The following is a 21,671-nucleotide window of genomic DNA, read 5'->3' as shown; positions in this document are numbered from 1 at the left end:
CTTCTCCCTGATCCTGGAGAGACCAGATGCCGTTCACCGAGATGACCGCAACGCACGCCGCCAAGACGCAGCGACGGAAGCCGTCATCCGGGCTGAAGATCACGCTGAAGCCGTTCGAGCGGATCGAGATCGGCGCTCTGACGTTGATCAATGGCTGGACGGAATCGTCGACCTTCTCGATCGAAGGTCTCGCGCCGGTCCTGCGCCAAGCGAATACCATTCTCGAAGATCGCGCCGACACCAGCCTGCGCCAAGTCTATCTGCGTTTGCAGAAGCTTTATTTGCGGCGGGACGGAGCGACGATCGAAAGCTACACCGAAGCGACCGAGCGCCTGCTCGAAGAGATGCCCGCTGCTGCAGCCGCCGTCGAAAAGGCCAACAAGGCGATCGGCGAAGATCGGCTCTACGCCGCGTTGAAAATCTATCGCGATCTGCTCGACGAGACCGACGAGGGATGGTCCGAACAGGCGTCCGAACCCGCTCTGATCAAACAGGGCGATCGTCAAACGCCGCCGTCCGTCGAGTTCGTGCGCGATCGCCGGAAATATCGCGCGGGCCACGCCCGCAACAGCTCCGTCTGAGGGCATCATGGTCCGTCACCGAAATTGGGGGTGGCGACTCTTCGAAGCTCGATCTAGGGTCCCGTAAAATTACGGGGCCAGGCCTCTCGCCCGTCCCTCGCAGGGACGATTTGACGTACTGTTTCAGACACTTGCGGTCATGCTGCGCGCGAATCTATCGAAGATCGTCAAGGGCGTGGGAATCAGCGCCCTGGTGATCGATCGGAACGGCAAGATTCTGGAATCCAGCGATGAGCCGGCGACCTCCGGTTCGGCGCAAGCCAAGCCCAAGCTCGGCAGCAGCTATTTCGACGCCTGCATTCGTCCCGATCGGCATTCGCTGGAATTGCTGCGCGGCTTCAAGAGTCTCGCCGAGAAGAGCATCGACTTTTTCTCGACCGTGAGCTGGCGCGAGGAAGCCGGCGAACGAAAGCACTTCCTGATCGTCGCGACGCCGTCCGAAGACAATCCCGACACCATCGTGGTGTTGCATATCGATCTTTCGGTGCTGCTCGGCGGCCGGCAGGAACTGTCCGCGCTGATGATCGGGCAGGGGGCGGCCGCGACCGCACAGGTCGATTCCGCGATGATCGGCGCCGTCCGCGGCGCGATCGTCGAAGCGCTTGCATCGTCGCAGGATCGCTCCCCGACGCTGACGATCGCCAAGCCGCAGGTGGACGAGCAGAACGTTTTCAGCGAGCTGACGCCGTCACAATTGGAACTGCTGCCTTATCTGGTGAGCGGGAAAAGCAATCGGCAGATTGCCAAGGAGCGGGACATGAGCGTGTTCACGGTCAAGTCTCAGGTGGCCGGCATCATCCAGAAGCTGAACGTCGCCAATCGCACCCAGGCGGCGCTGGTGGCGATGCGCAACAGCGAAGCTTTGGGAATTCCCTCGGGAGCCTAGAGCAGTTCATCGTTTGATTGAAACGATCCGACCTTTCCGAAGGCACTGAGTCCTCATCCTGAGGAGTCCGGCGAAGCCGGGCGTCTCGAAGGATGGGGCCACGCATTCCCTGCGTCACATGGTTCGAGACGGCGCTACGCGCCTCCTCACCATGAGGCTCTGCCCGTTGCAGGCTCTCCGAAGCGCGGCTTCGATTTTATCGAAAACAGGATTGCTTTATGCGCGAGGCCTCAGCCCCCGATCGCCTCGCGGCGGAATGCGCCGGGACTTTTCGCCATCCATTTCCGGAACGCGCGGTGGAATGCGCTGGGCTCGGCGAAACCGAGATCGGCCGCGATGTCGCCGACCGGCTTCTGGTTCTCCGCCAGCCAGCGGATCGCGAGCGCACGGCGGATCTCGTCCTTGATCGATTGATAGGTCTGCCCTTCGGCGCTGAGGCGGCGGCGCAGCGTCGAGGCTGGGATCTTCATCTGCTTGGCCAGCGTCTCGAAATTCGGCCACGCGGTCGGTGGCCTCGCTCGCAATGTCGTGCGGATCGCCGCGGTCAAGGTCGCGTCGTGGCGGTAGCGGACCAGAATGTTCGCCGGCGCGCGGCGCAGAAACTCTTTCAGCGCGCGTTCGGTGCGATTGGTGCGCAGCTCGAGAAACGCGGCATCGAACACCAGCGCGCTCTCCGGCTGACCGAACCGCACCGGCGCGCCGAAGAACGAGCGATAGTCGGCGGCAAAGGCCGGCGGGCCGCAGGCGAAATCCACCCGGCGCAGCGGCAACCGCCGGCCGACCAGCCAGCAGGCGATGCCGTGCACCATGATCCAGAACGTGCGATAGGCGAAAGCCGAGCGCGGCGCGGTCTCGTCCCGCAGCACGATGCGGGCGAGGCCGTCTTCGATCCGCAATTCGCCGCTGGGATCGTCCAGTGCGATCTTCAGGAAACGTAGCCCGCGGTTCAGTGCCTGCTGCAGCGTTCCGGCGTGGAGCACCGCGTGGCCGAGCAGCGTGAACGAGCCCGGCCGCATCGGCCGCCCGCCGAGGCCGAAGAACTCATCGTCCATCGCCGCGGCCACCGCCAGCCACAGCGCGCCGAATTCGGCGGCCGAGACGCGCTCGCGCACCACCTCCGGCAGGCCCGCAGAAGCGAACACCGGTCCGGGTGCGATGCCGGCCCGGCGCAGGCAATCGGCGACCTCTTCGACGAACAAAGGCGCAATCGTCCGCCGCTCCAATCGTCCGCTCCTTCCTCGAAAGTGGCAAAACCGATCACAAATCTAGGTCAATTTGGTCCTAGAAAGCCACAGGGCTCCGCCGCTTAATCCGGCCCGTGAATCCACTCGCGTCGGACCCTCGTGCCAAACGAGGGCAGGGGAAGAAACACCATGAGCAACGCCCATCCTGCGGTCGCAGCCATCGAAGATTATGCCGACGTCCTGGCGCGGTTTCGCCGCGAGGACCTCGAAGCGCTGTTCGACGGCGATTTCGCGACCGGCATCAATGTCTGCGTCGAATGCTGCGACCGTCATGTCGCGGGCGGCGGCACGGCGCTGGATTGGGAGAGCCAGGACGGCCGCACCGCCTCCTTCAGCTTTGCCCAGATGAAGGACTATGCGGCGCGGGTGGCCAATCTGCTGGTCGCGCAGGGCGTGAAGCCCGGCGACGTGGTGGCCGGCATGTTGCCGCGCACGCCCGAGCTGCTGGCGCTGATCCTCGGCACCTGGCGTGCCGGCGCGGTGTATCAGCCGCTGTTTACCGCGTTCGGTCCCAAGGCGATCGAGCACCGCGTCAAGATGAGTGCCGCCAAGCTGGTGGTCACCGATCTCGCCAACCGCGCCAAGCTCGCCGACGTCGCCGATTGCCCGACGGTGGCGATCGTGCTCCGGCCCGGCGAGACCGCGCCGCTCGGTGATCTCGATTTCCATGCCGAGATCGCGGCGCAATCGACCGAGTTCGCGCCGGTGCTGCGCAAGGGCACCGACCTGTTCCTGATGATGTCGACCTCCGGCACCACCGGCCTGCCGAAGGGCGTGCCGGTGCCGATCAACGCGCTGCCGGCGTTCTATTCGTACATCCGCGATGCGGTCGATCTGCGCCCCGATGACATCTTCTGGAACATCGCCGACCCGGGCTGGGCCTATGGCTTGTACTACGCGGTCACCGGCCCGCTGCTGCACGGCCATGCCACCACGTTCTACGACGGTCCGTTCACCGCCGAGAGCACCTACGGCCTGATCAAGCGCCGCGGCATCACCAATCTGGCCGGCGCACCGACCGCCTATCGGCTGCTGATCGCAGCGGGTCCGGAAGCCGCAGCGGCGGTGAAGGGCCAGCTTCGCGTCGTCAGCAGCGCCGGCGAGCCGCTCAATCCGGAAGTGATCCGCTGGTTCGCCGAGCATCTCGCCACGCCGATCCACGATCACTACGGCCAGACCGAACTCGGCATGGTGGTCAACAATCACCACCGCCTGCGCCACACCGTGCATCCGGGCTCCGCCGGCCTGGCGATGCCGGGCTTCCGCGTCGCAGTGCTCGACGAGCAGAGCAACGAACTGCCGCCGAACGTCCCGGGCGTGCTGAGCGTCGATCTGAAGCGTTCGCCGCTGATGTGGTTCTCCGGCTATTGGCAGCAGGAGACGCCGGCGATCGAAGGCGGTTACTACCGCACTGGCGACACCGTCGAGCTGGAGCCGGATGGCTCGATCAGCTTCGTCGGCCGCGCCGACGACGTCATCACCTCGTCGGGCTATCGCATCGGTCCGTTCGACGTCGAGAGCGCGCTGATCGAGCACGCCGCGGTGATCGAGGCGGCGGTGATCGGCAAGCCCGATCCCGAGCGCACCGAGATCGTCAAAGCCTATGTGGTGCTCGCCAAGGATGTCGCGCCGAGCGAGGCGCTGGCCGAGGAGCTTCGGCAATACGTCAAGAAGCGGCTGTCCGCGCACGCCTATCCGCGCGAGATCGAATTCCTGGAGCAACTGCCGAAGACGCCGAGCGGCAAGCTGCAGCGCTTCATCCTGCGCAAGCGCGATTCCGAGCCCGCCCCGGCCACCTCGTCTGCCGCAGTTTGAAACACGGATCGTATCGCCATGAATATCAATGATCGCGTCTTCCTCGTCACCGGCGCCGCGTCCGGTCTCGGTGCCGCCACCGCCCGCATGCTGGTCGCCGGCGGCGCCAAAGTGGTCGGCCTCGATCTCAACGCCGAGGCCGGCGCCAAGCTCGAGCAGGACCTCGGGGCGAGCTTCCGCTTTCTCGCCACCGACGTCACCAAGGCCGAGGACGCCGAGGCAGCGGTGAAGCTGGCGCTGGACGTGTTCGGCCACGTCAACGGACTGGTGAACTGCGCCGGCGTGGCGCCGGGCGAAAAGGTGCTCGGCCGCAACGGCCCGCACAAGCTCGACAGTTTCGCCCGGGCGATTACCATCAACCTGATCGGCAGCTTCAACATGATCCGGCTCGCCGCCGAGGCGATGAGCAAGGAGCAGCCCGACGCCGAGGGCGAACGCGGGGTGATCATCAACACCGCCTCGGTCGCGGCGTTCGACGGCCAGATCGGGCAGGCGGCGTATTCGGCCTCCAAGGGCGGCGTCGCCGCGATGACGCTGCCGATCGCGCGCGAACTGGCGCAGCACGGCATTCGCGTGGTGACGATCGCGCCCGGCATCTTCGAAACGCCGATGATGGCCGGGATGCCGCAGCCGGTGCAGGATGCGCTCGGCAAGAGCGTGCCGTTCCCGCCGCGGCTCGGCCGGCCGGCCGAATATGCCGCGCTGGTGAAGGCGATCTGCGAGAATACGATGCTGAACGGCGAGGTGATCCGCCTCGACGGTGCACTGCGGATGGCGCCGCGCTGAGGCGCGGCGATATCTCTACTCATTCGATCAAACAAACCAAAATCCAGGGAGAACTCCCATGACCCACGATCCTATCGTTATCGTCGGCTCCGCGCGGACTCCGATGGGCGGCTTTCAGGGCGAACTGAAGGACGCCACCGCATCCCAGCTCGGCTCTGCCGCGATCTCGGCCGCGGTGGAGCGCGCCGGCCTGAAGCCGGATGCGATCGACGAAGTGGTGTTCGGCTGCGTGCTGCCGGCCGGCCAGGGCCAGGCCCCGGCGCGGCAGGCTTCGCTCGGCGCCGGGCTGCCGCTGTCGGTGGGCTGCACCACCGTGAACAAGATGTGCGGCTCCGGCATGAAGGCGGCGATGCTGGCGCATGATCTCTTGATCGCCGGCAGCGCCACCGTGGCGGTCGCCGGCGGCATGGAGAGCATGACCAATGCGCCGTATCTGCTCGACCGCGCCCGCGGCGGCTACCGGATGGGCCACGGCCGGGTGCTCGACCACATGTTCCTCGACGGCCTGGAAGACGCCTACGACAAGGGCCGGCTGATGGGCACCTTCGCGGAGGACTGTGCGCAAAGCTATCAGTTCACCCGCGAGACCCAGGACAATTTCGCCATCACCTCGCTGACCCGCGCCCAGGCCGCGATCAAGGACGGCTCGTTCGCCCGCGAAATCACGCCGGTGACGATCAAGGCCGGCAAGTCGGACATCACCGTCACTACCGACGAGCAGCCGCTGAAGGCCAAGCTCGACAAGATCCCGACGCTGAAGCCGGCCTTCCGCGACGGCGGCACCGTGACGGCGGCGAACTCGTCGTCGATTTCCGACGGAGCCGCGGCGCTGGTGCTGATGCGCCGCTCCGAAGCCGACAAGCGCGGCCTGAAGCCGCTCGCGGCGATCGTCGGCCATTCCACCCACGCGCATGAGCCGGCGCTGTTCGCCACCGCGCCGATCGGCGCGATCCGCAAGCTCAGCGAACGCACGGGTTGGAATCTCGCCGACGTCGATCTGTTCGAAGTCAACGAAGCGTTCGCGGTGGTGGCGCTGGCGGCGATGCACGACCTCGGCCTGCCGCACGACAAGGTCAACGTCCATGGCGGCGCCTGCGCGCTCGGCCACCCGATCGGCGCTTCCGGCGCGCGCGTGCTGGTGACGCTGCTGGCCGCACTGGAGAAGTATGACCTCAAGCGCGGCATCGCCTCGCTGTGCATCGGCGGCGGCGAAGCCACCGCCGTCGCGGTCGAGCGGTTGTCGTGAGCGCATCATGATCCTCAACGAGTTGCAGACCCAGATCCGCGACACCGCGCGCGACTTCGCCCGCGAGCGTCTCGCTCCGACCGCGGCGGCGCGCGATGCCGCGCATGCGTTTCCGCGCGCCGAACTCACCGAGATGGGCCAGCTCGGCTTTCTCGGCATGCTGGTGCCGGAAGCCTATGGCGGCTCCGACACCGGCATGGTGGCCTACACCCTGGCGCTGGAAGAGATCGCCGCCGGTGACGGCGCGTGCTCGACCATCGTCAGCGTGCATTCCTCGGTTGGCTGCATGCCGATCCTGAAATTCGGCACCGAGGAGCAGAAGCAGCGCTTCCTGCCCAAGCTCGCCAGCGGCGAGTGGATCGGCGGCTTTGCGCTGACCGAGCCGCAGGCGGGCTCCGACGCCTCGAACCTGCGCACCACCGCGCGCCGCGACGGCGATGCCTACGTCATCAACGGCGCCAAGCAGTTCATCACCTCGGGGCAGAACGGCCAGCTGATCATCCTGTTTGCCGTTACCGATCCGTCGGCCGGCAAGAAGGGCATCACCGCCTTCATCGTGCCGACCGATACGCCCGGCTATGAGGTGGTGCGGGTCGAGGACAAGCTCGGCCAACATTCGTCCGACACCTGCCAGCTCGCCTTTAACGACATGCGGATTCCCGCCGATCTGCGGCTCGGCGCCGAAGGCGAGGGGCTGAAGATCGCGCTGTCGAATCTCGAAGGCGGCCGGATCGGCATCGCCTCGCAGGCGGTCGGCATGGCGCGCGCCGCGTTCGAGGCGGCCCGCGATTACGCGCGCGACCGCGTCACCTTCGGCAAGCCGATCATCGAGCACCAGGCGGTGGCGTTCCGGCTTGCCGACATGGCGACCCGCATCGCCGCCGCGCGGCAGATGGTGCTGCACGCCGCCAGCCTGCGCGAAGCCGGGCTGCCGTGCCTGACCGAAGCCTCGATGGCCAAGCTGCTCGCCTCCGAGACCGCCGAGGCGGTGTGTTCGTCGGCGATCCAGACGCTCGGCGGCTACGGTTACTTGAAGGACTTCCCGGTCGAGCGGATCTATCGCGACGTTCGCGTCTGCCAGATCTACGAAGGCACCAGCGACGTCCAGCGCATCGTGATCGCACGCAACCTCTGATCTGACCGACATCCCCGGTCCCGGCGCGGCGCTCGTCGCCGTCGCCGGTCCGCTCATGCGACATCGTCCGCGGGGCATCGCATTGCCCCGGCGGATGCGTTGTCGCGCGCCATCGAGGAGCTCCCCATGCGCAGCATTCCGGATGCGTTGCAGGCGAGGCTCGACGGCGGCGTCACCACGCTGGCGCAATGCTGGATCGTGCGGCGGCGCGACGGCGTCGTGCTCGGCTTCACCGATCACGACCGCGATCTCGTCATCGAAGGTGTGAGCTGCCGCGCCGGCACCGGGTTCTCGGCGTCGGAGGCGTCGCAGCGGTTCGATCTGTCGGTTGATGGCGCGGAGATTTCCGGGGCGCTCGACGACGATCTGCTGCGCGAGGCCGATCTTGCCGCCGGACGCTTTGACGCCGCCGCGATCGAGAGCTGGCTGGTGGATTGGAGCGAGCCCGAGCTGCGGGTGCTGACCGCGCGCGGCACGCTCGGCGAAGTGCGGCGCGAGGGCCGTGCCTTCACGGCGGAGCTGCGCGGGCTCGCCGATCTGTTGTCGCAGGAGACCGGCCGGCTCTACACCGCGAGCTGCAATGCCGATCTCGGCGACGCGCGCTGCCGCGTTGATCTCGGCAGTCCGGCGCGGCGCGGCGAGGGCCTCGTCGTTGCGGCGCCGGGGACGTCGACCATCACGGTCTCCGGCCTCGACGGCTTTGCGCCCGGCCTGTTCACCGCCGGCCGGCTGAGCTGGCGCAGCGGCGCCAATCAAGGCGCCGCGGTCGAGATCAAGCAGCACCGCCTCGTCGGCGGCGAGGTGCGGCTGTCGCTGTGGCAGGCGACGGCCGAGCCGATCGCGCCCGGCGACGGCTTCGTGGTCACCGCCGGCTGCGACAAGCTGTTTGCGACCTGCCGCGACCGCTTTGCTAACAGCGACAATTTCCGCGGCTTCCCGCAGATCCCGGGCAACGATTTCGTCGTCAGCTATCCGGTGCCGGGCGCGCCCGGCAACACCGGCGAGCCGATCGGCCCGGTACTACGCGGCGATCTGTGACCGCGTCACGATCTCATCACTCAATCGAGCGAGGGCACGATGGATCAGCTACTCGACCGCGATGCGCTGGTCGCCGAAGCGCGGAGCTGGATCGGCACGCGCTATCGGCATCAGGCGTCGGTGAAGGTCATCGGCTGCGATTGCCTCGGCCTGGTGCGCGGGGTGTGGCGCAATTGCCTGGGCGAGGAGCCGGAAGCGCCGCCGCCTTACGCGCCGGATTGGGCCGAAGCCGGCGGCGACGAGACCCTGGCGGCCGCGGCGCTGCGCCATCTCGTGCCGGTGCCGTGCGATGCATTCGGCAAAGGCGACGTATTGCTGTTCCGCTGGCGCGACGGCTGCGTCGCCAAGCACGCCGCCATTGCAAGCTCTACCACGACGATGATCCACGCCCACGATGGCGCCGCGGTGTGCGAAGTCGAGATCACGCCATGGTGGCGCCGCCGGCTCGCTTATGCGTTCACGTTTCCCGGTGTGGGAGGTCCAAGAGCCCGTTCGATTTCACCGAGGTGCCGGTGATAGATGGCATCGACCATACCAACGACATTGGCCAGCCGACGCGGCGCGCCGGCAAGCTGCGCTTCATCGCTTCGGAGTGACGGCGCGCGCGCAAGGTCAGCAAGTCGGGCCGATCAGCTTCAGGCGTGCGCCTTGGCGTTGGCGGCCTTGGTCTCGGCGATCATGCGTTTGATGGCGTCGACGGTTTCGGGCGGCAGGTGCCCCGCGGCACCGAGCGCGACGTACAGCGCATTCAGCGTGTTGCGGCGGGCCTCCGGCGGGATCACCATCTTGGCGCGCGGGCCTTCGGCGAGGCCGTACAGCGCCTGCACGGCGAGATCGAGATCGTAGCCCCACACCCAGCACCACAGCCGGACCGCGGTCGACCAGCCGCGCTGATAGGCGCGCAGCGCGGTGCCGGCTTCGAACAGCGCCTTGACGGCGGCGTCGCGGGTCTCCTCGGGCGCGCCGGCCTCGACGCCGGAGTAGCGCTCGGCGACGTCGAGCACTTCGATCCGCTTGGCCTGCAGCGCCACCACCGGCTTGCCGATGAAATACACCGCGCCATAGGCGACGATCGCTACGACTACGCTCGCTAGAAAGTCCATCGTCTCATCCTGACCGGCCGGTTCGCCCAAGCCGGTACGATGCAAATGCCGCGAACTCCGTCAACGCCGCCGGCATTGAACTTCCGTCGCGTCCGCCCGGCAGGGGGCGGCTAAGCATCTTGACAGTAAGCTGTCAAAATGACAGGGTGCTGTCATGACGCAGGCGACAGAAACCCCGTTCGACCATCCCGCCAACGCTCTCGTGCTGGAAGTCTTCCGGCTCAACGGTGCGCTGATCAGGTTCGGCGATGCGCTGGTGAAGCCGCTCGGGCTGACCAGCGCGCGCTGGCAGGTGCTGGGCTCGGTCGCCCACGGCCGCGGCACGTTCTCGGTGGCGCGGCTCGCCGACAACATGGGCCTGGCCCGGCAATCGGTGCAGCGGATCGTCGACGAGCTGGCCGAAGCCGGGCTGGTCGGCTTCGCGCCGAACCCGGCGCACAAGCGCGCCAAGCTGGTGGTGCTGACGCCGCGCGGCGAGCGCGTGTTCAAGCAGGCGAGCGAGCTGTGGGCACCGGTCGCCGACGCGATGATCGCGGGCAGTGATCCGCGCCAGCTTCGTAAGACCAGGGAAATGCTGACCGCGCTTCGCGATCGGCTCGACAGTCAGTTCAGTGACAGGAGCTCGTAAATGATCAAGAGGCTGCACCCGATTGCGGGTATCATCGCGTTTCTCACCATCCTCGTGTTCTGGACCTCGACTCTCGTGGTCGAACTCGGCGGCGACGAGGCGCAGATCGCCGCCGTCAAGCTGCGCATCCTGTGGGGCCTCGCGGTGCTGATCCCGGCGATCGCGCTCGCTGGCGCCAGCGGCTTCAAGCTCGGCGGCAAGTCCCCGCACCCGGTCGTCGCCGCCAAGCGCTGGCGGATGCCGTTCATCGCCGTCAACGGCATCGCCGTGCTGGTGCCGTGCGCGATCCTGCTGCAGCAGCGGCGCCGCCGCCGGTCAGTTCGACCAGATCTTCACGGTGGTGCAGGCGGTGGAGCTGATCGCCGGCGCGATCAACCTGACGCTGATCGGCCTCAGCATTCGCGATGGCTTCCGGCTGACGCGGCGGTTCGGCCTGTCGGCTGCGGCGCGGTGAACGATCGCTGACTACCTGCGGTGACGTCGAGGCCGTGATGCCTGTTAGTTCGAACATATCGTTCGTCTTCGCACCCTGAACCTGATTGAGAATTCTGACGCCCGGGCCGGACACTTCCGCCCGGGCGTTTCGCGTCCGGCCGATGGCCGTCGCGTTCACCAATCGCCGAAGGCGTGCTCCCATGGCAGCTCTCGTTCTTTCCGTCGCCGGCGCTGCGGCCGGCGCGCTGTTCGGTCCTGTCGGCGCGATTGCCGGGCGGATCGCAGGAGCGCTGATCGGCAATGCGCTCGATCAGTCGCTGTTCGGCGGCAGCACCGATACGTCGCGCACGGTCGAAGGGCCGCGGCTCGCCGATCTCGACCTGATGGCCTCGACCGAAGGCGCGCCGATCCCCCGGGTGTATGGCCGCGCCCGGCTCGCCGGCCAGGTGATCTGGGCGACCGCGCTCGAGGAGGTGATCAGCGTCGAGCAAAGCACCACCGGCGGCGGAGGCGGCGGCAAGGGCTTTGGCGGCGGCGGGGGCGGGCAGACCACGACCACCACCACGACCTACAGTTACTTCGCCAATTTCGCGGTCGGGCTGTGCGAAGGGCCGATCGGCCGGGTGGCGCGGATCTGGGCCGACGGCAAGCCGCTCGATCTGACCGGCCTCAACGTTCGCGTCCATCGCGGCACAGAGGATCAGGCGCCGGACGGGCTGATCGTCGCCAAGGAAGGCGCCGGCAATGCGCCGGCCTATCGCGGGCTCGCTTACGTGGTGTTCGAGCGGTTGCCGCTGGCCGATTTCGGCAACCGTCTGCCGCAATTGTCGTTCGAGATCGTGCGGCCGATCGGCCTGCTCGAACAGATCACCCGCGCGGTAACGCTGATCCCCGGCACCACCGAATTCGGCTACGAGCCGGCGACGCGGGTGCAAGTGCTCGGCGCCGGCAGTGCGGCACCGGAGAACCGCCATGTCGCTTATGCGGCGTCCGATGTGCTCGGCTCGCTCGACGATCTGCAGGGCGTTTGTCCGGGACTACAGCGCGTCGCGCTGGTGGTCGCGTGGTTCGGCACCGATCTGCGGGCGCAGGCCTGCACGGTCGAGCCCGGCGTCGAGCGCCGCGACAAGAAGCTCGATCAGGGCTCCTGGTCGGTGGCCGGCGCGACGCGGGCCAGCGCACGGCTGATCTCGCAGGTCGATGGACGGCCGGCCTATGGCGGCACGCCGTCCGACGACACCGTGGTGCATCTGATCGGCGAACTGAAAGCGCGCGGCCTGAAGATCACGTTCTATCCGTTCGTGGTGATGGACGTGCCGGCCGGCAACGGCCTTCCCAATCCGTGGACCGGCGCGGCGCCGCAGCCGCCTTATCCCTGGCGCGGCCGCATCAGTTGCGATCCGGCGCCGGGCGTGCCGGGCTCGCCGCAGGGCACGGCGACGGCTGCCGCGCAGGTCGCGCAATTCTTCGCCGGCGGCACCTGGAATTATCGCCGCATGATCCTGCACTACGCGCAGCTCTGCGCCGGTGCCGGCGGCGTCGATGCGTTCCTGATCGGCTCGGAGCTGCGGTCGCTGACGCGGGTACGCTCGGCGCCCGGCGTGTACCCGGCGGTGCAGCAGCTCGTCGCGCTTGCCGCTGACGTCAAGGCGATCGTCGGCGGCGGCACGCTGGTCACGTATGGAGCGGATTGGACCGAATACGGCGCCGACGTGGTGACGCCGGACGCATCCGAGATCCGGTTTCCGCTCGACCCGCTGTGGGCCTCGCCCGCGATCGGCGCGATCGGTATCGATTACTACGCGCCGCTGGCCGACTGGCGTGACGATGCCGGCCATCTGGATTCGGCGATTGCCGCCACCACCTACGATCGCGGCTATCTCGCCGCCAATGTCGAAGCCGGGGAGGGCTACGACTGGTACTACCCGGACGCGGCGGCACGCACCGGGCAGGCGCGGGTGCCGATCACCGACGGGCTCGGCAAGCCGTGGATCCACCGCGTCAAGGATATCCGCAGCTTCTGGTCGCAGCCGCATGTCGAGCGGGTCGGCGGCAGTGAGCTCGCGTCGCCGACCGGCTGGGTGCCGATGAGCAAGCCGGTGTGGCTGACCGAGGTCGGCTGCCCGGCCGTCGACAAGGGCGCCAATCAGCCGAGCGTGTTTCCCGATCTGAAATCTAGCGAGAACTTCGCGCCGTATTTCTCCAGCGGCGAGCGCGACGATCTGATCCAGCGCCGTTATCTCGAATGCCTGATCACGGCGTTCAGCGCCGAGGCCCGCAATCCTGTGTCGCCGCTGTATGGCGGCCGGATGATCGACCTGTCGGTGATCCATTTGTGGACCTGGGATGCGCGGCCCTATCCGGTGTTTCCGGCTGCGAGCGATGTGTGGAACGACGCGCCGAACTGGACCAGCGGGCACTGGCTCACCGGCCGGCTCGGCGGCGCACCGCTGGATGCGCTGATCGCCGCGCTGCTCGCCGATGCCGGTGTCAGTGGCGTCGACAGCAGCGATCTGCGCGAGGGCTGCGACGGCTATGTGGTCGACCGGCCGATGGCACCGCGGGCGATGATCGAGCCGCTGGCGCTGGCTTACAGTTTCAATGCCGCCGCGGCCGATGGCGTGTTGCGCTTCGTGCAGCGCGGCGGCGCGCCGGTGATCGAACTGACCGAGGACGATCTGGTGCTACCCGACAAGGGCGCGCCGTGGCGGCTGACGCGGGCGCAGGAGACCGAGCTGCCGCGCGAAACCGCGATCGCCTATAGTGATGCGTTGGCCGATTATCGCCGCGCCGCCGCTAGCTCGCGCCGGCTCGTCGGCGGCGCGGCGCGGATGGTGAAGGCCGATCTGGCGGTCGTCACCAACGACGCTGCGGCGACCCGGCGCGCCGAGATCGTGCTGCAGGATCTGTGGGCCGGCCGCGAGCGTGCCAGCCTCGCGCTCGGCCGGCAGCATCTGCGGCTGGCGCCCGGCGATGTCGTGGCGCTGTCGCTCGCTGGCCGGCGGCGGCTGTTCGAGATCGACGAGGTGGTCGACACCGACATGCGGCAGGTCACGGCGCGCAGCATCGATCCCGACGTGTTCGCGCTGCCGCAGCGGACGCCGCGGCCGGCCACAGCGGCCATTCCGCCGGCGCTCGGTCCGGCCGAGGTCATCGCGCTCGATCTGCCGGTGATCGATGCCGCGGCGCCGGACGTGCTGACACGGCTCGCGGTGTTCGCCAATCCGTGGCCTGTGGCGGAGACGATCTACGTCTCCGCCGATGGCGCCAGCTATCAGCCGCTGGCGAGCGCGCCGGCGCGCACCATCATCGGCACCACGCTCGATCCGCTGCCGCGCGGGCCGCTGGCGCGGTGGGATCGCGTCACGACCTTCCGCGTGCAGATCGCCGGCGGTGCGCTGGCGTCGCTGTCGGCGCTGCGGGTGCTGGCCGGCGGCAACGCCGCGGCGGTGCAGACGTCCGACGGCGATTGGGAGATCCTGCAATTCGCCCACGCCGAACTGATCGACGGCAACATTTATCGCTTGTCGCATCTCTTGCGCGGGCAGGCCGGCAGCGACAGCGTGATGCGCGATCATGTCGCCGCCGGCGCGCGGTTCGTGCTGCTCGATACCCATCTGGTGCCGATCGCGCGCGGGCTGTCGGCGCTCGGCCGCAGCCTGCGCCTGCGTATCGTCGCGGCGGGACGCAGTCATGACGATCCGAGCGCGGTCGACCTGACGGTGACGCTGGGCCCGACTGCGCTGCGGCCGCTGGCGCCAGTACATCTGACCGCGCGCCGCGTTGCGGACGGCGTCCGCATCGGCTGGATCCGCCGCACCCGGATCGACGGCGACGGCTGGGGCGTCGAAGTGCCGCTCGGCGAAGACAACGAGGCCTATGCGGTCGATATCCTCGGGCCTAGCGGCGCAGTCGTGCGGTCGATGCAAAGCGCGGTGCCGATGGCGCTGTACGCCGCCGCCGACGAGCTCGCCGATTTCGGCGCGCCGCAAGCCGCGCTCACGCTCCGGGTCGCGCAACTCTCAGCGACCGTCGGCCCGGGTTTCGCCGCTACCGCTACTGTCGTGCTGTGAGGATTTGATCATGACCACTGCCAATCTCGGCCTGCCTCTGATCGAGGCGAGCCAGGCGCAGAAGCACGTCACCCACAACGAGGCGCTGTTCAGCCTCGACGGCCTGGTGCAGCTCGCGGTGCTGTCGTCGGCGCTGAGCGTGCCGCCCCCGTCGCCAAGCGAGGGGCAGCGCTGGATCGTGGCGGCCAGCGCCGGCGGCGCGTGGGCGGGCAAGAGCGGGCAGGTCGCCGCGTACTACGACGGCGACTGGCGGTTCTTTGCGCCGAGCCCAGGCTGGCTCGCCTATGATCTGTCGACGCAGACGCTGCTGGCATGGAGCGGCGCGGCGTGGGTGAACGCGCTGGCGGCGTTCCAGAACCTGCCACTGCTCGGCGTCAACACCACGGCGGATTCCAGTCGGCGCTTGTCGGTGAAGTCCGACAACGTACTGCTGTCCAACGACGACGTTACGCCCGGCAGCGGCCATATGCGCGTGATCATTAACAAGAGCGCCGCCGCGAAAGACGCCGGCCTGATCCTGCAGGACAATTGGAGCACGCGGGCGTTGTTCGGGCTGTTCGGCAGCGACGACTTCGTCGTCAAGCTGACGCCGGATGCGGCGAATTACTATGCTGGCCTGCGCGGATGGGCGGCGCTGCACGGCCGGCTCGATCTGAAGGACGCGCGGCGCCGGCAGCCGATGCAATGGTCGCCGCGGCCGGGCAGTACCACGCTCGATATGGTCGGTCTCGGCGCCACGCTCACCGGCACGGCGACCGCGGTCGGTCCCTCGGCCGGCAATCTGTTCCTGTCGTCGCCGCGGCTCGATCTCGTATCCTCTGCGAGTGCCGGCGCGTCAGCCGGCGCTTGCGGATCGGCACTGACGCTATGGCGCGGCAATGCCACGAGCCTTGGCGGGTTCTATCTGCTGATGCGGTTCGGCATCGAGTGGTTTCAGACCAACTGCCGGCTGTTCGCCGGGCTGTATGGCTCGGCGAGCCCGATCGGCAATGCCAATCCGAGCACACTGCTCAACCTGATCGGCGTCGGCTTCGACTCCGGGGATACGACGCTGTCGCTGCTTACGAACGATGGCAGCGGTGCGGCGACCAAGACCAGCCTCGGTGGCGGCTTCCCGACCACGGGCGGGCAGGATCTTTACGAGCTGTTACTATCCGCGGAGCCGAACGGCGGCGAGATCCGCTGCCGCGTCGAGCGGCTGAATTCCGGCGATGTCGCAAGCGGCGTGGTGACCAGCGATCTGCCGGTCGCCACTCAATTCCTCACTCCGCATCTGTGGATGAACAACGGCAGCACCGCCGCTTCGGTCAACGTCGCGCTGTTTCAGATGTACGCCGAGTCGGCGGCGCTGCTCGGCTCGCGCGGCGCGATTGGGTAGTTACGCGGCATCTCAACTCCGCGTCATTGCGAGGAGCGAAGCGACGAAGCAATCCAGCGCCGTGCACTGCGCTGCTGGATTGCTTCGCTTCGCTCGCAATGACGGTTGTTTCGACTTCACGAGGGCGACCATGAAAATCGACGAATCCCTGCTGCGGCGGATGTGGCCGCAGGGCGATCGGCGCGTGGCTAGACTGATTGCCGGCACCGCCGCGGCCTCCGAGAGCGTATTCGCGCGGTTCGGTATCGATACGCCGGATCTGGCCGCGCATGTGATGGCGCAACTCAGCCACGAATGCGGGGCGGGGCGCGACGTGGTCGAGAACCTGAACTACACCGCGGCGCGGATGATGCAGGTTTGGCCGTCGCGGTTTCCGACGCGGGCGAGTGCGGAGCCGTATGCGCACAATCCGCGGGCGCTCGCCAACAAGGTCTACAACGGCCGGATGGGCAATCGCGCCGGCTCCGACAACGGCTGGACGTATCGCGGGCGCGGCGCGGCTCAGACCACCGGCCGCGAGGGCTACGCGCGGCTCGCCGCGCTTACCGGTCTCGACGTGGTGAACGAGCCGGATCTGCTGCTCGATCCGCGCTACTTTCTGCTGTGCGGCGTCGCCGATTTTGTCGCCTGCGGCTGCCTGCCGTTCGCGCGGGCCGACGATGTGGTCGGCGTCACCCGGCGGCTCAATGGCGGCACCATCGGGCTCGCCGAGCGCAAGGCGTGGCTGACCAAATGGCGGGCGGAGTTGTCCGCGACGCCAGCGGTGATCGCATCGCCGCCGCTCGCGCCCGACCTGCCCGCGGATGCGCCGCCGCGACCGCAACCCACGCCGCCTTCATCGTCTCGGTGGAGCCAACTCATCGCCGCGCTGGTCGCGGCTTTCAGGAGGGACTGATCATGGATTGGGCCGATCTCGCCAAACAGGTGATTGCGCTCGGCGCTCCGGTGCTCGGCAGCGCGCTCGGCGGGCCGCTCGGCGGCGCGGCCGGCAAGATTCTGTCGGAGGCGCTGGGCGCGCCGTCGCCGACGCCGGACGCGGTGCAGGCATCGCTGCCGACGGCTGTCCCTGACCAGATCGCCGAGGCCGAGCTGCGCTGGTGCGAGGCGATCCGCGCCGAGGCGGAGACCCAGCGGATCGCCATCTCCGAGACCCAGGCGACGATCCGCGCCGAACTGGTCGCGAGCGATCCGGTGCAGCGCTGGTGGCGGCCGGCCTACGCGTTCGAGCTGACCGCCGAATGCGCCGCGCTGTGGGCGGTGCTGGTGCACGAATTCTGGACCGGGGATGTCGCCACCATCAACGCGCTGATCGGCGCCACCGCGCTCTTGGTCGCCTATTGGGGTTTCCGATTCGGCGTGCTAGGCGTCTACGTCAGCGGCCGGACCCGTGAAAAGGTTTGCGCTGCCACCGGGCAGGACAGCCCGAGCGTGATCGACAGGCTGGCCAAAGCGGTCGTGAAGAAAAAGTAATCCGGCGCGTGCGCCATCGTTCACGGCGCATTCACCCCGCCGCCGCTCATCTTCATGCCTTCATGCCGTCACCCTGTCAGCGTTCGCCTGCCAGTGGATCAAACGACCGGAGTTGAAGGTGCGTCTGCTCGTCGTCGAAGATGACCCCGATCTCAATCGCCAGCTCACCACCGCGCTGACCGACGCCGGCTACGTCGTCGATCGCGCCTTCGACGGCGAGGAGGGGCACTTCCTCGGCGACACCGAACCCTACGACGCGGTGGTGCTCGATATCGGCCTGCCGAAGATGGACGGCATCTCGGTGCTGGAGGCATGGCGGCGGAATCAACGCGCGATGCCGGTGCTGATCCTCACCGCGCGGGACCGCTGGAGCGACAAGGTGCAGGGCTTCGACGCCGGCGCCGACGACTACGTCGCCAAGCCGTTTCACCTCGAAGAGGTGCTGGCGCGGATCCGGGCGCTGCTGCGGCGGAGTGCCGGCCACGCGCAATCCGAACTGACCTGCGGCCCGGTGGTGCTCGACACCCGCACCGGCCGGGTCAGCGTCAGCGGCAATCCGGTGAAGCTGACCAGCCACGAATATCGGCTGCTGGCTTATCTGATGCACCACTCCGGCCGGGTGGTGTCGCGCACCGAGTTGGTCGAGCACCTGTACGATCAGGACTTCGACCGCGACAGCAACACCATCGAAGTGTTCGTCGGCCGCATCCGCAAGAAGCTCGGCGTCGACATCATCCAGACCGTGCGCGGGCTCGGCTATCTGCTGTCGCCGCCGGCGGCGGACGCGCATTAGCGCGCCGGCGTCGCGGTGACCGCCAAACCCTCCCGCCGCGGCAGCTCACTCGCCACCCGGCTGTTTCTGTCGGCGACCGCCTGGGTGGTGGTGATCCTGGCGATCACCGGCATCGTGCTGTCGTCGGTGTATCGCGGCGCCTCCGAACGCGCGTTCGACCGCCGGCTCAATCTCTATCTGCGCACCATCATCGCCGAGGTCGCGACTCCGGACGCCACCCAGGAATCGTTTCAGTCGATCGGCGAGCCGCTGTTCGATCTGCCGCTGTCCGGCTGGTACTGGCAGGTGGTCCGCACCGACGGCGACAAGCCGGAGACCCGCGCCTCGCGGTCGCTGTGGGACCGCAAGCTGCCCAGGCTCGAGGATCAGGGCATCGAGCTCGGCCCGTCCGGCGTGCGGCACGGCTATGTCGCCGGGCCGGAAGGCCAGACGCTGCGGATGGTCGAGCGGCCGGTCGACCTCGGCCTCGACGGCAAGTTCGTGGTCACCGTCGCCGGCGACGCCACCGAGATCTTCGAAGAGACCCGCACTTTCGACTACTATCTGGCCGGCACCTTCCTGGCGCTGTCGATCGGGCTGGTGCTGACCACGATCTTCCAGGTCCGGTTCGGCCTTGCACCGCTGAAGCGGATCTCGGACTCGATCGCCGATGTCCGCTCCGGACGCGCCGAGCGGCTGGAAGGCCAGTTCCCGGTCGAGATCGCGCCGCTGGCGCGCGAGACCAACGCGCTGATCGAGGCCAATCGCGAGATCGTCGAGCGCGCCCGCACCCATGTCGGCAATCTTGCGCATGCGATCAAGACGCCGCTGTCGGTGCTGGTCAACGAGGCCAGCGCCCGGCCGGGCGATCCCTTGGCGGCGAAGGTGATGGAGCAGGCCGAGCTGATGCGCAGCCAGGTCACCCATCATCTGGAGCGCGCCCGGATCGCGGCGCGGCTCACCGTGGTCGGCACCGTCACCGAGGTCGAGCCGGTGATCGAGGCGCTGCGCCGGACCATGGAGAAGATCCACCGCGACCGCGGCATCCAGGTCCGCGCCGAGGTCGCCTCCGGGCTCAAGTTCCGCGGCGAGCGCCAGGACCTCGAGGAGATGGTCGGCAATCTGGTCGATAATGCCTGCAAATGGGCAGGGGGACGGGTGTTCATTGCCGTCAGCAGCGAGAAGGCCGACGAGCCCGGGGCGCCGCCGAAGCTGCGGATCGTGGTCGACGACGACGGCATCGGGCTGTCCGCCGAGCAGCGCGCGATCGTCGCCCGGCGCGGCAAGCGGCTCGACGAGAGCAAGCCCGGCTCCGGCCTTGGCCTGGCCATTGTGGTTGATCTTGCAGCGCTTTACGGCGGCGAGCTGAAGCTCGACAACGCCCCGATCGGCGGCCTGCGCGCCGAGCTGATCCTGCCTGCGGCATGAGCAACCCAGATCGCGCCGAAACCTTTCGATCCGCCTGACGTTAGTCCGCAAACTAGGTTGTAACCAAGTCGTATTGACAACCTGTGGGCGATTTTGGAACTGTGCGACTCAAGAACGCCGTCACCTGCTGCGGTGGTGACGTAAGGTTCCGTTATCGATTTTGCCTCAGACAGGAGCTGTCAATGCACGCGGTTGCATTAAGCAGGACTGCCGAAATGATAAACGATCCTGTTGAGGACGGTGCCGGCTCTGACTCTGCCCGGGCGGCAGCCGAGACCGTGCGCGCGAAGCTCGCCGATCTGGGAGCAACCCCGCCCCAACAGTCGGCGCTCGTCGATGCCATCGACCTGATCCTGAAAGGTCAAGTTCCTCGGGCGGAAGCTGCGCTCGCTACAGCGGGATTCTCGGAACGGTTTATCCAAACCATTTTGCCGAAACTGCGCGCTGGTCTTGTTCCGACGGCGTAAGCAGAGGCCGGTATGGGTGACCGTTCGGGTTCTTCTGCCGGTTCGGACGCTGAAGAGCAGCTTCTGAAGAATCTGATCCAGAATCTTCCCACCCTCACGCAAGAGGTGCGGAGGGAGTTCGATGAGCGAAGACGATTAGAAGCAGAGCAAAAAAAAAAGGAACTGGAAGTCGGATGGGTTGGCCGCATTATCGGCGACCACGTTAACGCACCCACGCGTATCGCATTTTTTGTCATTGTGATCAGTGCTTTGATCGTCGTTCTCGCAGTTGTGCTGGCGACGGTTTCCGATAAAGAGCTGGCGATCTTGGATAAGGTCACCACCGCGGCCTTCGCACTGATGAGCGGCGCACTCGGATACGTTTTTGGCAAAGGCAATTCTGAGTCCCGCAACCCTCCGCGCCGATAAAGGGCTTCGCTGCCTGCGGCATAACGAGTCGGCGTCTGCCACAGCGCTGCCAAGATTTGCATCTTGTTTTCCTTAACGGTTATGGATGTAGGCTGTTGGCCTTCGGGGAGCCGTTGGGGATGACCATGACGTCTTGGGGGGTGAAGCCGCTGTTGCTGCTCGCCGGCGCGCTGGCGCTGGCCGGGTGCGATCGCACGTCCGGGCTGGTGGCCCGGGTGGATTCCTTCACCAGCACCGCAACCTCGGATTTCGGCCGCAACGACGGCAGCGCCGCGGTCGATGCCGCCGCGATGGGCGGCCTGATCGGGCCGAAAATCGGCGCGCTGCTCAATGCCGAAGACCGCCGGCTGGCCTATGCGGCAGAGCTGGAGGCGCTCGAACGCGGCGAATCCGGTGCGCCGGTTTCTTGGAAAAACGCCGCCTCCGGCCGCTACGGCAATGTCGTGCCGGGGCCGGCTTATTTGAAGCAGGGCTCGACCTGCCGCGGCTTCTCCCATGCGGTGACGATCGGTCAGCAGATCGAGATCTCGCGCGGCACCGCCTGCCGCGCCGACGACAGCGCGCCGTGGACGGCGCAGGGCTGATGTAACGCCCGTCCCATGCTGGAAGTCTATCGTTTCCAGTGTGTTATCGACCGCATCTACAGTTGCGGCAGAACCTGAATTCGGCCGTTTCAGCGGTCTCCTCAACCCCTTCTTAATCTCGCCGTGGCTATCTCTGGAGACAGCGTCGCGGCGTGACGCGCACCATTGATCTGGTGCGCGATCATAAGCGTGCG

General features: G+C 67.4%; 20 protein-coding genes and 2 pseudogenes. 20 read left to right on the top strand and 2 right to left on the bottom strand.

Annotated elements, in window-relative coordinates; genetic code table 11:
* The first annotated feature begins 26 nt into the window (after positions 1-26).
* A complete protein-coding gene (locus DNX69_RS07500; RefSeq protein WP_110785386.1) occupies positions 27-581 on the top strand; it encodes a flagellar biosynthesis repressor FlbT in 555 nt (184 codons plus the stop codon).
* Between the two features lie 139 nt (positions 582-720).
* Positions 721-1,467: a response regulator transcription factor gene (locus tag DNX69_RS07495; RefSeq protein WP_110785385.1), complete on the top strand. Its 747-nt coding sequence runs from the start codon at positions 721-723 to the stop codon at positions 1,465-1,467.
* A gap of 230 nt (positions 1,468-1,697) precedes the next feature.
* On the opposite strand, the gene DNX69_RS07490 is transcribed toward DNX69_RS07495, so the two are convergent.
* Entirely contained in the window at positions 1,698-2,690 is a 993-nt protein-coding gene (locus DNX69_RS07490; RefSeq protein ID WP_110785384.1) for an AraC family transcriptional regulator, read from the bottom strand.
* A 150-nt stretch (positions 2,691-2,840) separates the two neighbouring features.
* Here DNX69_RS07490 and DNX69_RS07485 point away from each other — a divergent pair, with 150 nt between their 5' ends.
* The 7 genes and pseudogenes from DNX69_RS07485 to DNX69_RS26585 form a co-directional block, all read left to right on the top strand.
* A complete protein-coding gene (locus DNX69_RS07485; RefSeq protein ID WP_110785383.1) occupies positions 2,841-4,526 on the top strand; it encodes an AMP-binding protein in 1,686 nt (561 codons plus the stop codon).
* An 18-nt stretch (positions 4,527-4,544) separates the two neighbouring features.
* Positions 4,545-5,312, top strand: a complete 768-nt coding sequence (locus DNX69_RS07480; protein ID WP_110785382.1) for a 3-hydroxyacyl-CoA dehydrogenase — start codon at positions 4,545-4,547, stop codon at positions 5,310-5,312.
* Between the two features lie 58 nt (positions 5,313-5,370).
* On the top strand, positions 5,371-6,558 hold the full coding sequence (locus DNX69_RS07475) for an acetyl-CoA C-acetyltransferase (protein WP_110785381.1): 1,188 nt from the start codon (positions 5,371-5,373) through the stop codon (positions 6,556-6,558).
* A gap of 7 nt (positions 6,559-6,565) precedes the next feature.
* On the top strand, positions 6,566-7,693 hold the full coding sequence (locus tag DNX69_RS07470; protein ID WP_110785380.1) for an acyl-CoA dehydrogenase family protein: 1,128 nt from the start codon (positions 6,566-6,568) through the stop codon (positions 7,691-7,693).
* Between the two features lie 126 nt (positions 7,694-7,819).
* Positions 7,820-8,731, top strand: a complete 912-nt coding sequence (locus tag DNX69_RS07465; protein WP_110785379.1) for a DUF2163 domain-containing protein — start codon at positions 7,820-7,822, stop codon at positions 8,729-8,731.
* 39 nt (positions 8,732-8,770) lie between these two features.
* The gene (locus tag DNX69_RS07460; RefSeq protein ID WP_110785378.1) at positions 8,771-9,247 is read left to right on the top strand and encodes an NlpC/P60 family protein; all 477 of its coding nucleotides are present in this window, start codon (positions 8,771-8,773) and stop codon (positions 9,245-9,247) included.
* Positions 9,202-9,327: pseudogene (locus tag DNX69_RS26585) on the top strand (GFA family protein); the annotation flags it as partial. The gene DNX69_RS07460 and the pseudogene DNX69_RS26585, both read left to right, overlap by 46 nt.
* 39 nt (positions 9,328-9,366) lie before the next feature.
* Here DNX69_RS26585 and DNX69_RS07450 read toward each other — a convergent pair.
* Positions 9,367-9,834, bottom strand: a complete 468-nt coding sequence (locus DNX69_RS07450) for a hypothetical protein (protein WP_110785436.1) — start codon at positions 9,832-9,834, stop codon at positions 9,367-9,369.
* Between the two features lie 154 nt (positions 9,835-9,988).
* Here DNX69_RS07450 and DNX69_RS07445 point away from each other — a divergent pair, with 154 nt between their 5' ends.
* The 11 genes and pseudogenes from DNX69_RS07445 (at position 9,989) to DNX69_RS07395 (ending at position 21,477) form a co-directional block, all read left to right on the top strand.
* Entirely contained in the window at positions 9,989-10,462 is a 474-nt protein-coding gene (locus DNX69_RS07445) for a MarR family winged helix-turn-helix transcriptional regulator (protein WP_110785377.1), read from the top strand.
* Positions 10,463-10,916: pseudogene (locus DNX69_RS07440) on the top strand (hypothetical protein). It abuts the gene before it with no gap.
* Between the two features lie 181 nt (positions 10,917-11,097).
* Positions 11,098-14,970, top strand: a complete 3,873-nt coding sequence (locus DNX69_RS07435) for a baseplate multidomain protein megatron (RefSeq protein WP_110785376.1) — start codon at positions 11,098-11,100, stop codon at positions 14,968-14,970.
* Positions 14,971-14,980: 10 nt separating this feature from the next.
* Positions 14,981-16,348 (top strand): DUF2793 domain-containing protein, encoded by a 1,368-nt coding sequence (locus DNX69_RS07430; RefSeq protein WP_110785375.1) that lies wholly within the window; start codon positions 14,981-14,983, stop codon positions 16,346-16,348.
* Between the two features lie 130 nt (positions 16,349-16,478).
* Complete coding sequence (locus DNX69_RS07425) at positions 16,479-17,243, top strand: glycoside hydrolase family 19 protein (protein WP_110785374.1); 765 nt, start codon at positions 16,479-16,481, stop codon at positions 17,241-17,243.
* Positions 17,244-17,245: 2 nt separating this feature from the next.
* Positions 17,246-17,818, top strand: coding sequence for a 3TM-type holin (locus tag DNX69_RS07420; RefSeq protein WP_110785373.1), 573 nt, complete (start codon positions 17,246-17,248; stop codon positions 17,816-17,818).
* 118 nt (positions 17,819-17,936) lie between these two features.
* Complete coding sequence (locus DNX69_RS07415) at positions 17,937-18,611, top strand: response regulator transcription factor (protein ID WP_110785435.1); 675 nt, start codon at positions 17,937-17,939, stop codon at positions 18,609-18,611.
* Between the two features lie 15 nt (positions 18,612-18,626).
* Positions 18,627-20,018 (top strand): sensor histidine kinase, encoded by a 1,392-nt coding sequence (locus DNX69_RS07410; protein WP_110785372.1) that lies wholly within the window; start codon positions 18,627-18,629, stop codon positions 20,016-20,018.
* 182 nt (positions 20,019-20,200) lie between these two features.
* Positions 20,201-20,485, top strand: coding sequence for a hypothetical protein (locus DNX69_RS07405; RefSeq protein WP_110785371.1), 285 nt, complete (start codon positions 20,201-20,203; stop codon positions 20,483-20,485).
* 12 nt (positions 20,486-20,497) lie between these two features.
* Complete coding sequence (locus DNX69_RS07400; RefSeq protein ID WP_110785370.1) at positions 20,498-20,893, top strand: hypothetical protein; 396 nt, start codon at positions 20,498-20,500, stop codon at positions 20,891-20,893.
* Positions 20,894-21,012: 119 nt separating this feature from the next.
* Positions 21,013-21,477 carry an RT0821/Lpp0805 family surface protein gene (locus DNX69_RS07395; RefSeq protein WP_110785369.1) on the top strand — a complete coding sequence of 155 codons (465 nt, stop codon included), beginning with the start codon at positions 21,013-21,015 and terminating at the stop codon, positions 21,475-21,477.
* Positions 21,478-21,671: the final 194 nt, after the last annotated feature.

Origin of the sequence: Rhodopseudomonas palustris, assembly GCF_003226555.1 — a bacterium.
Lineage (GTDB): Bacteria > Pseudomonadota > Alphaproteobacteria > Rhizobiales > Xanthobacteraceae > Rhodopseudomonas > Rhodopseudomonas palustris_I.
The sequence above is the reverse complement of the archived record's forward strand: the minus strand, read 5'-3'. Positions and strand labels throughout refer to the sequence as shown.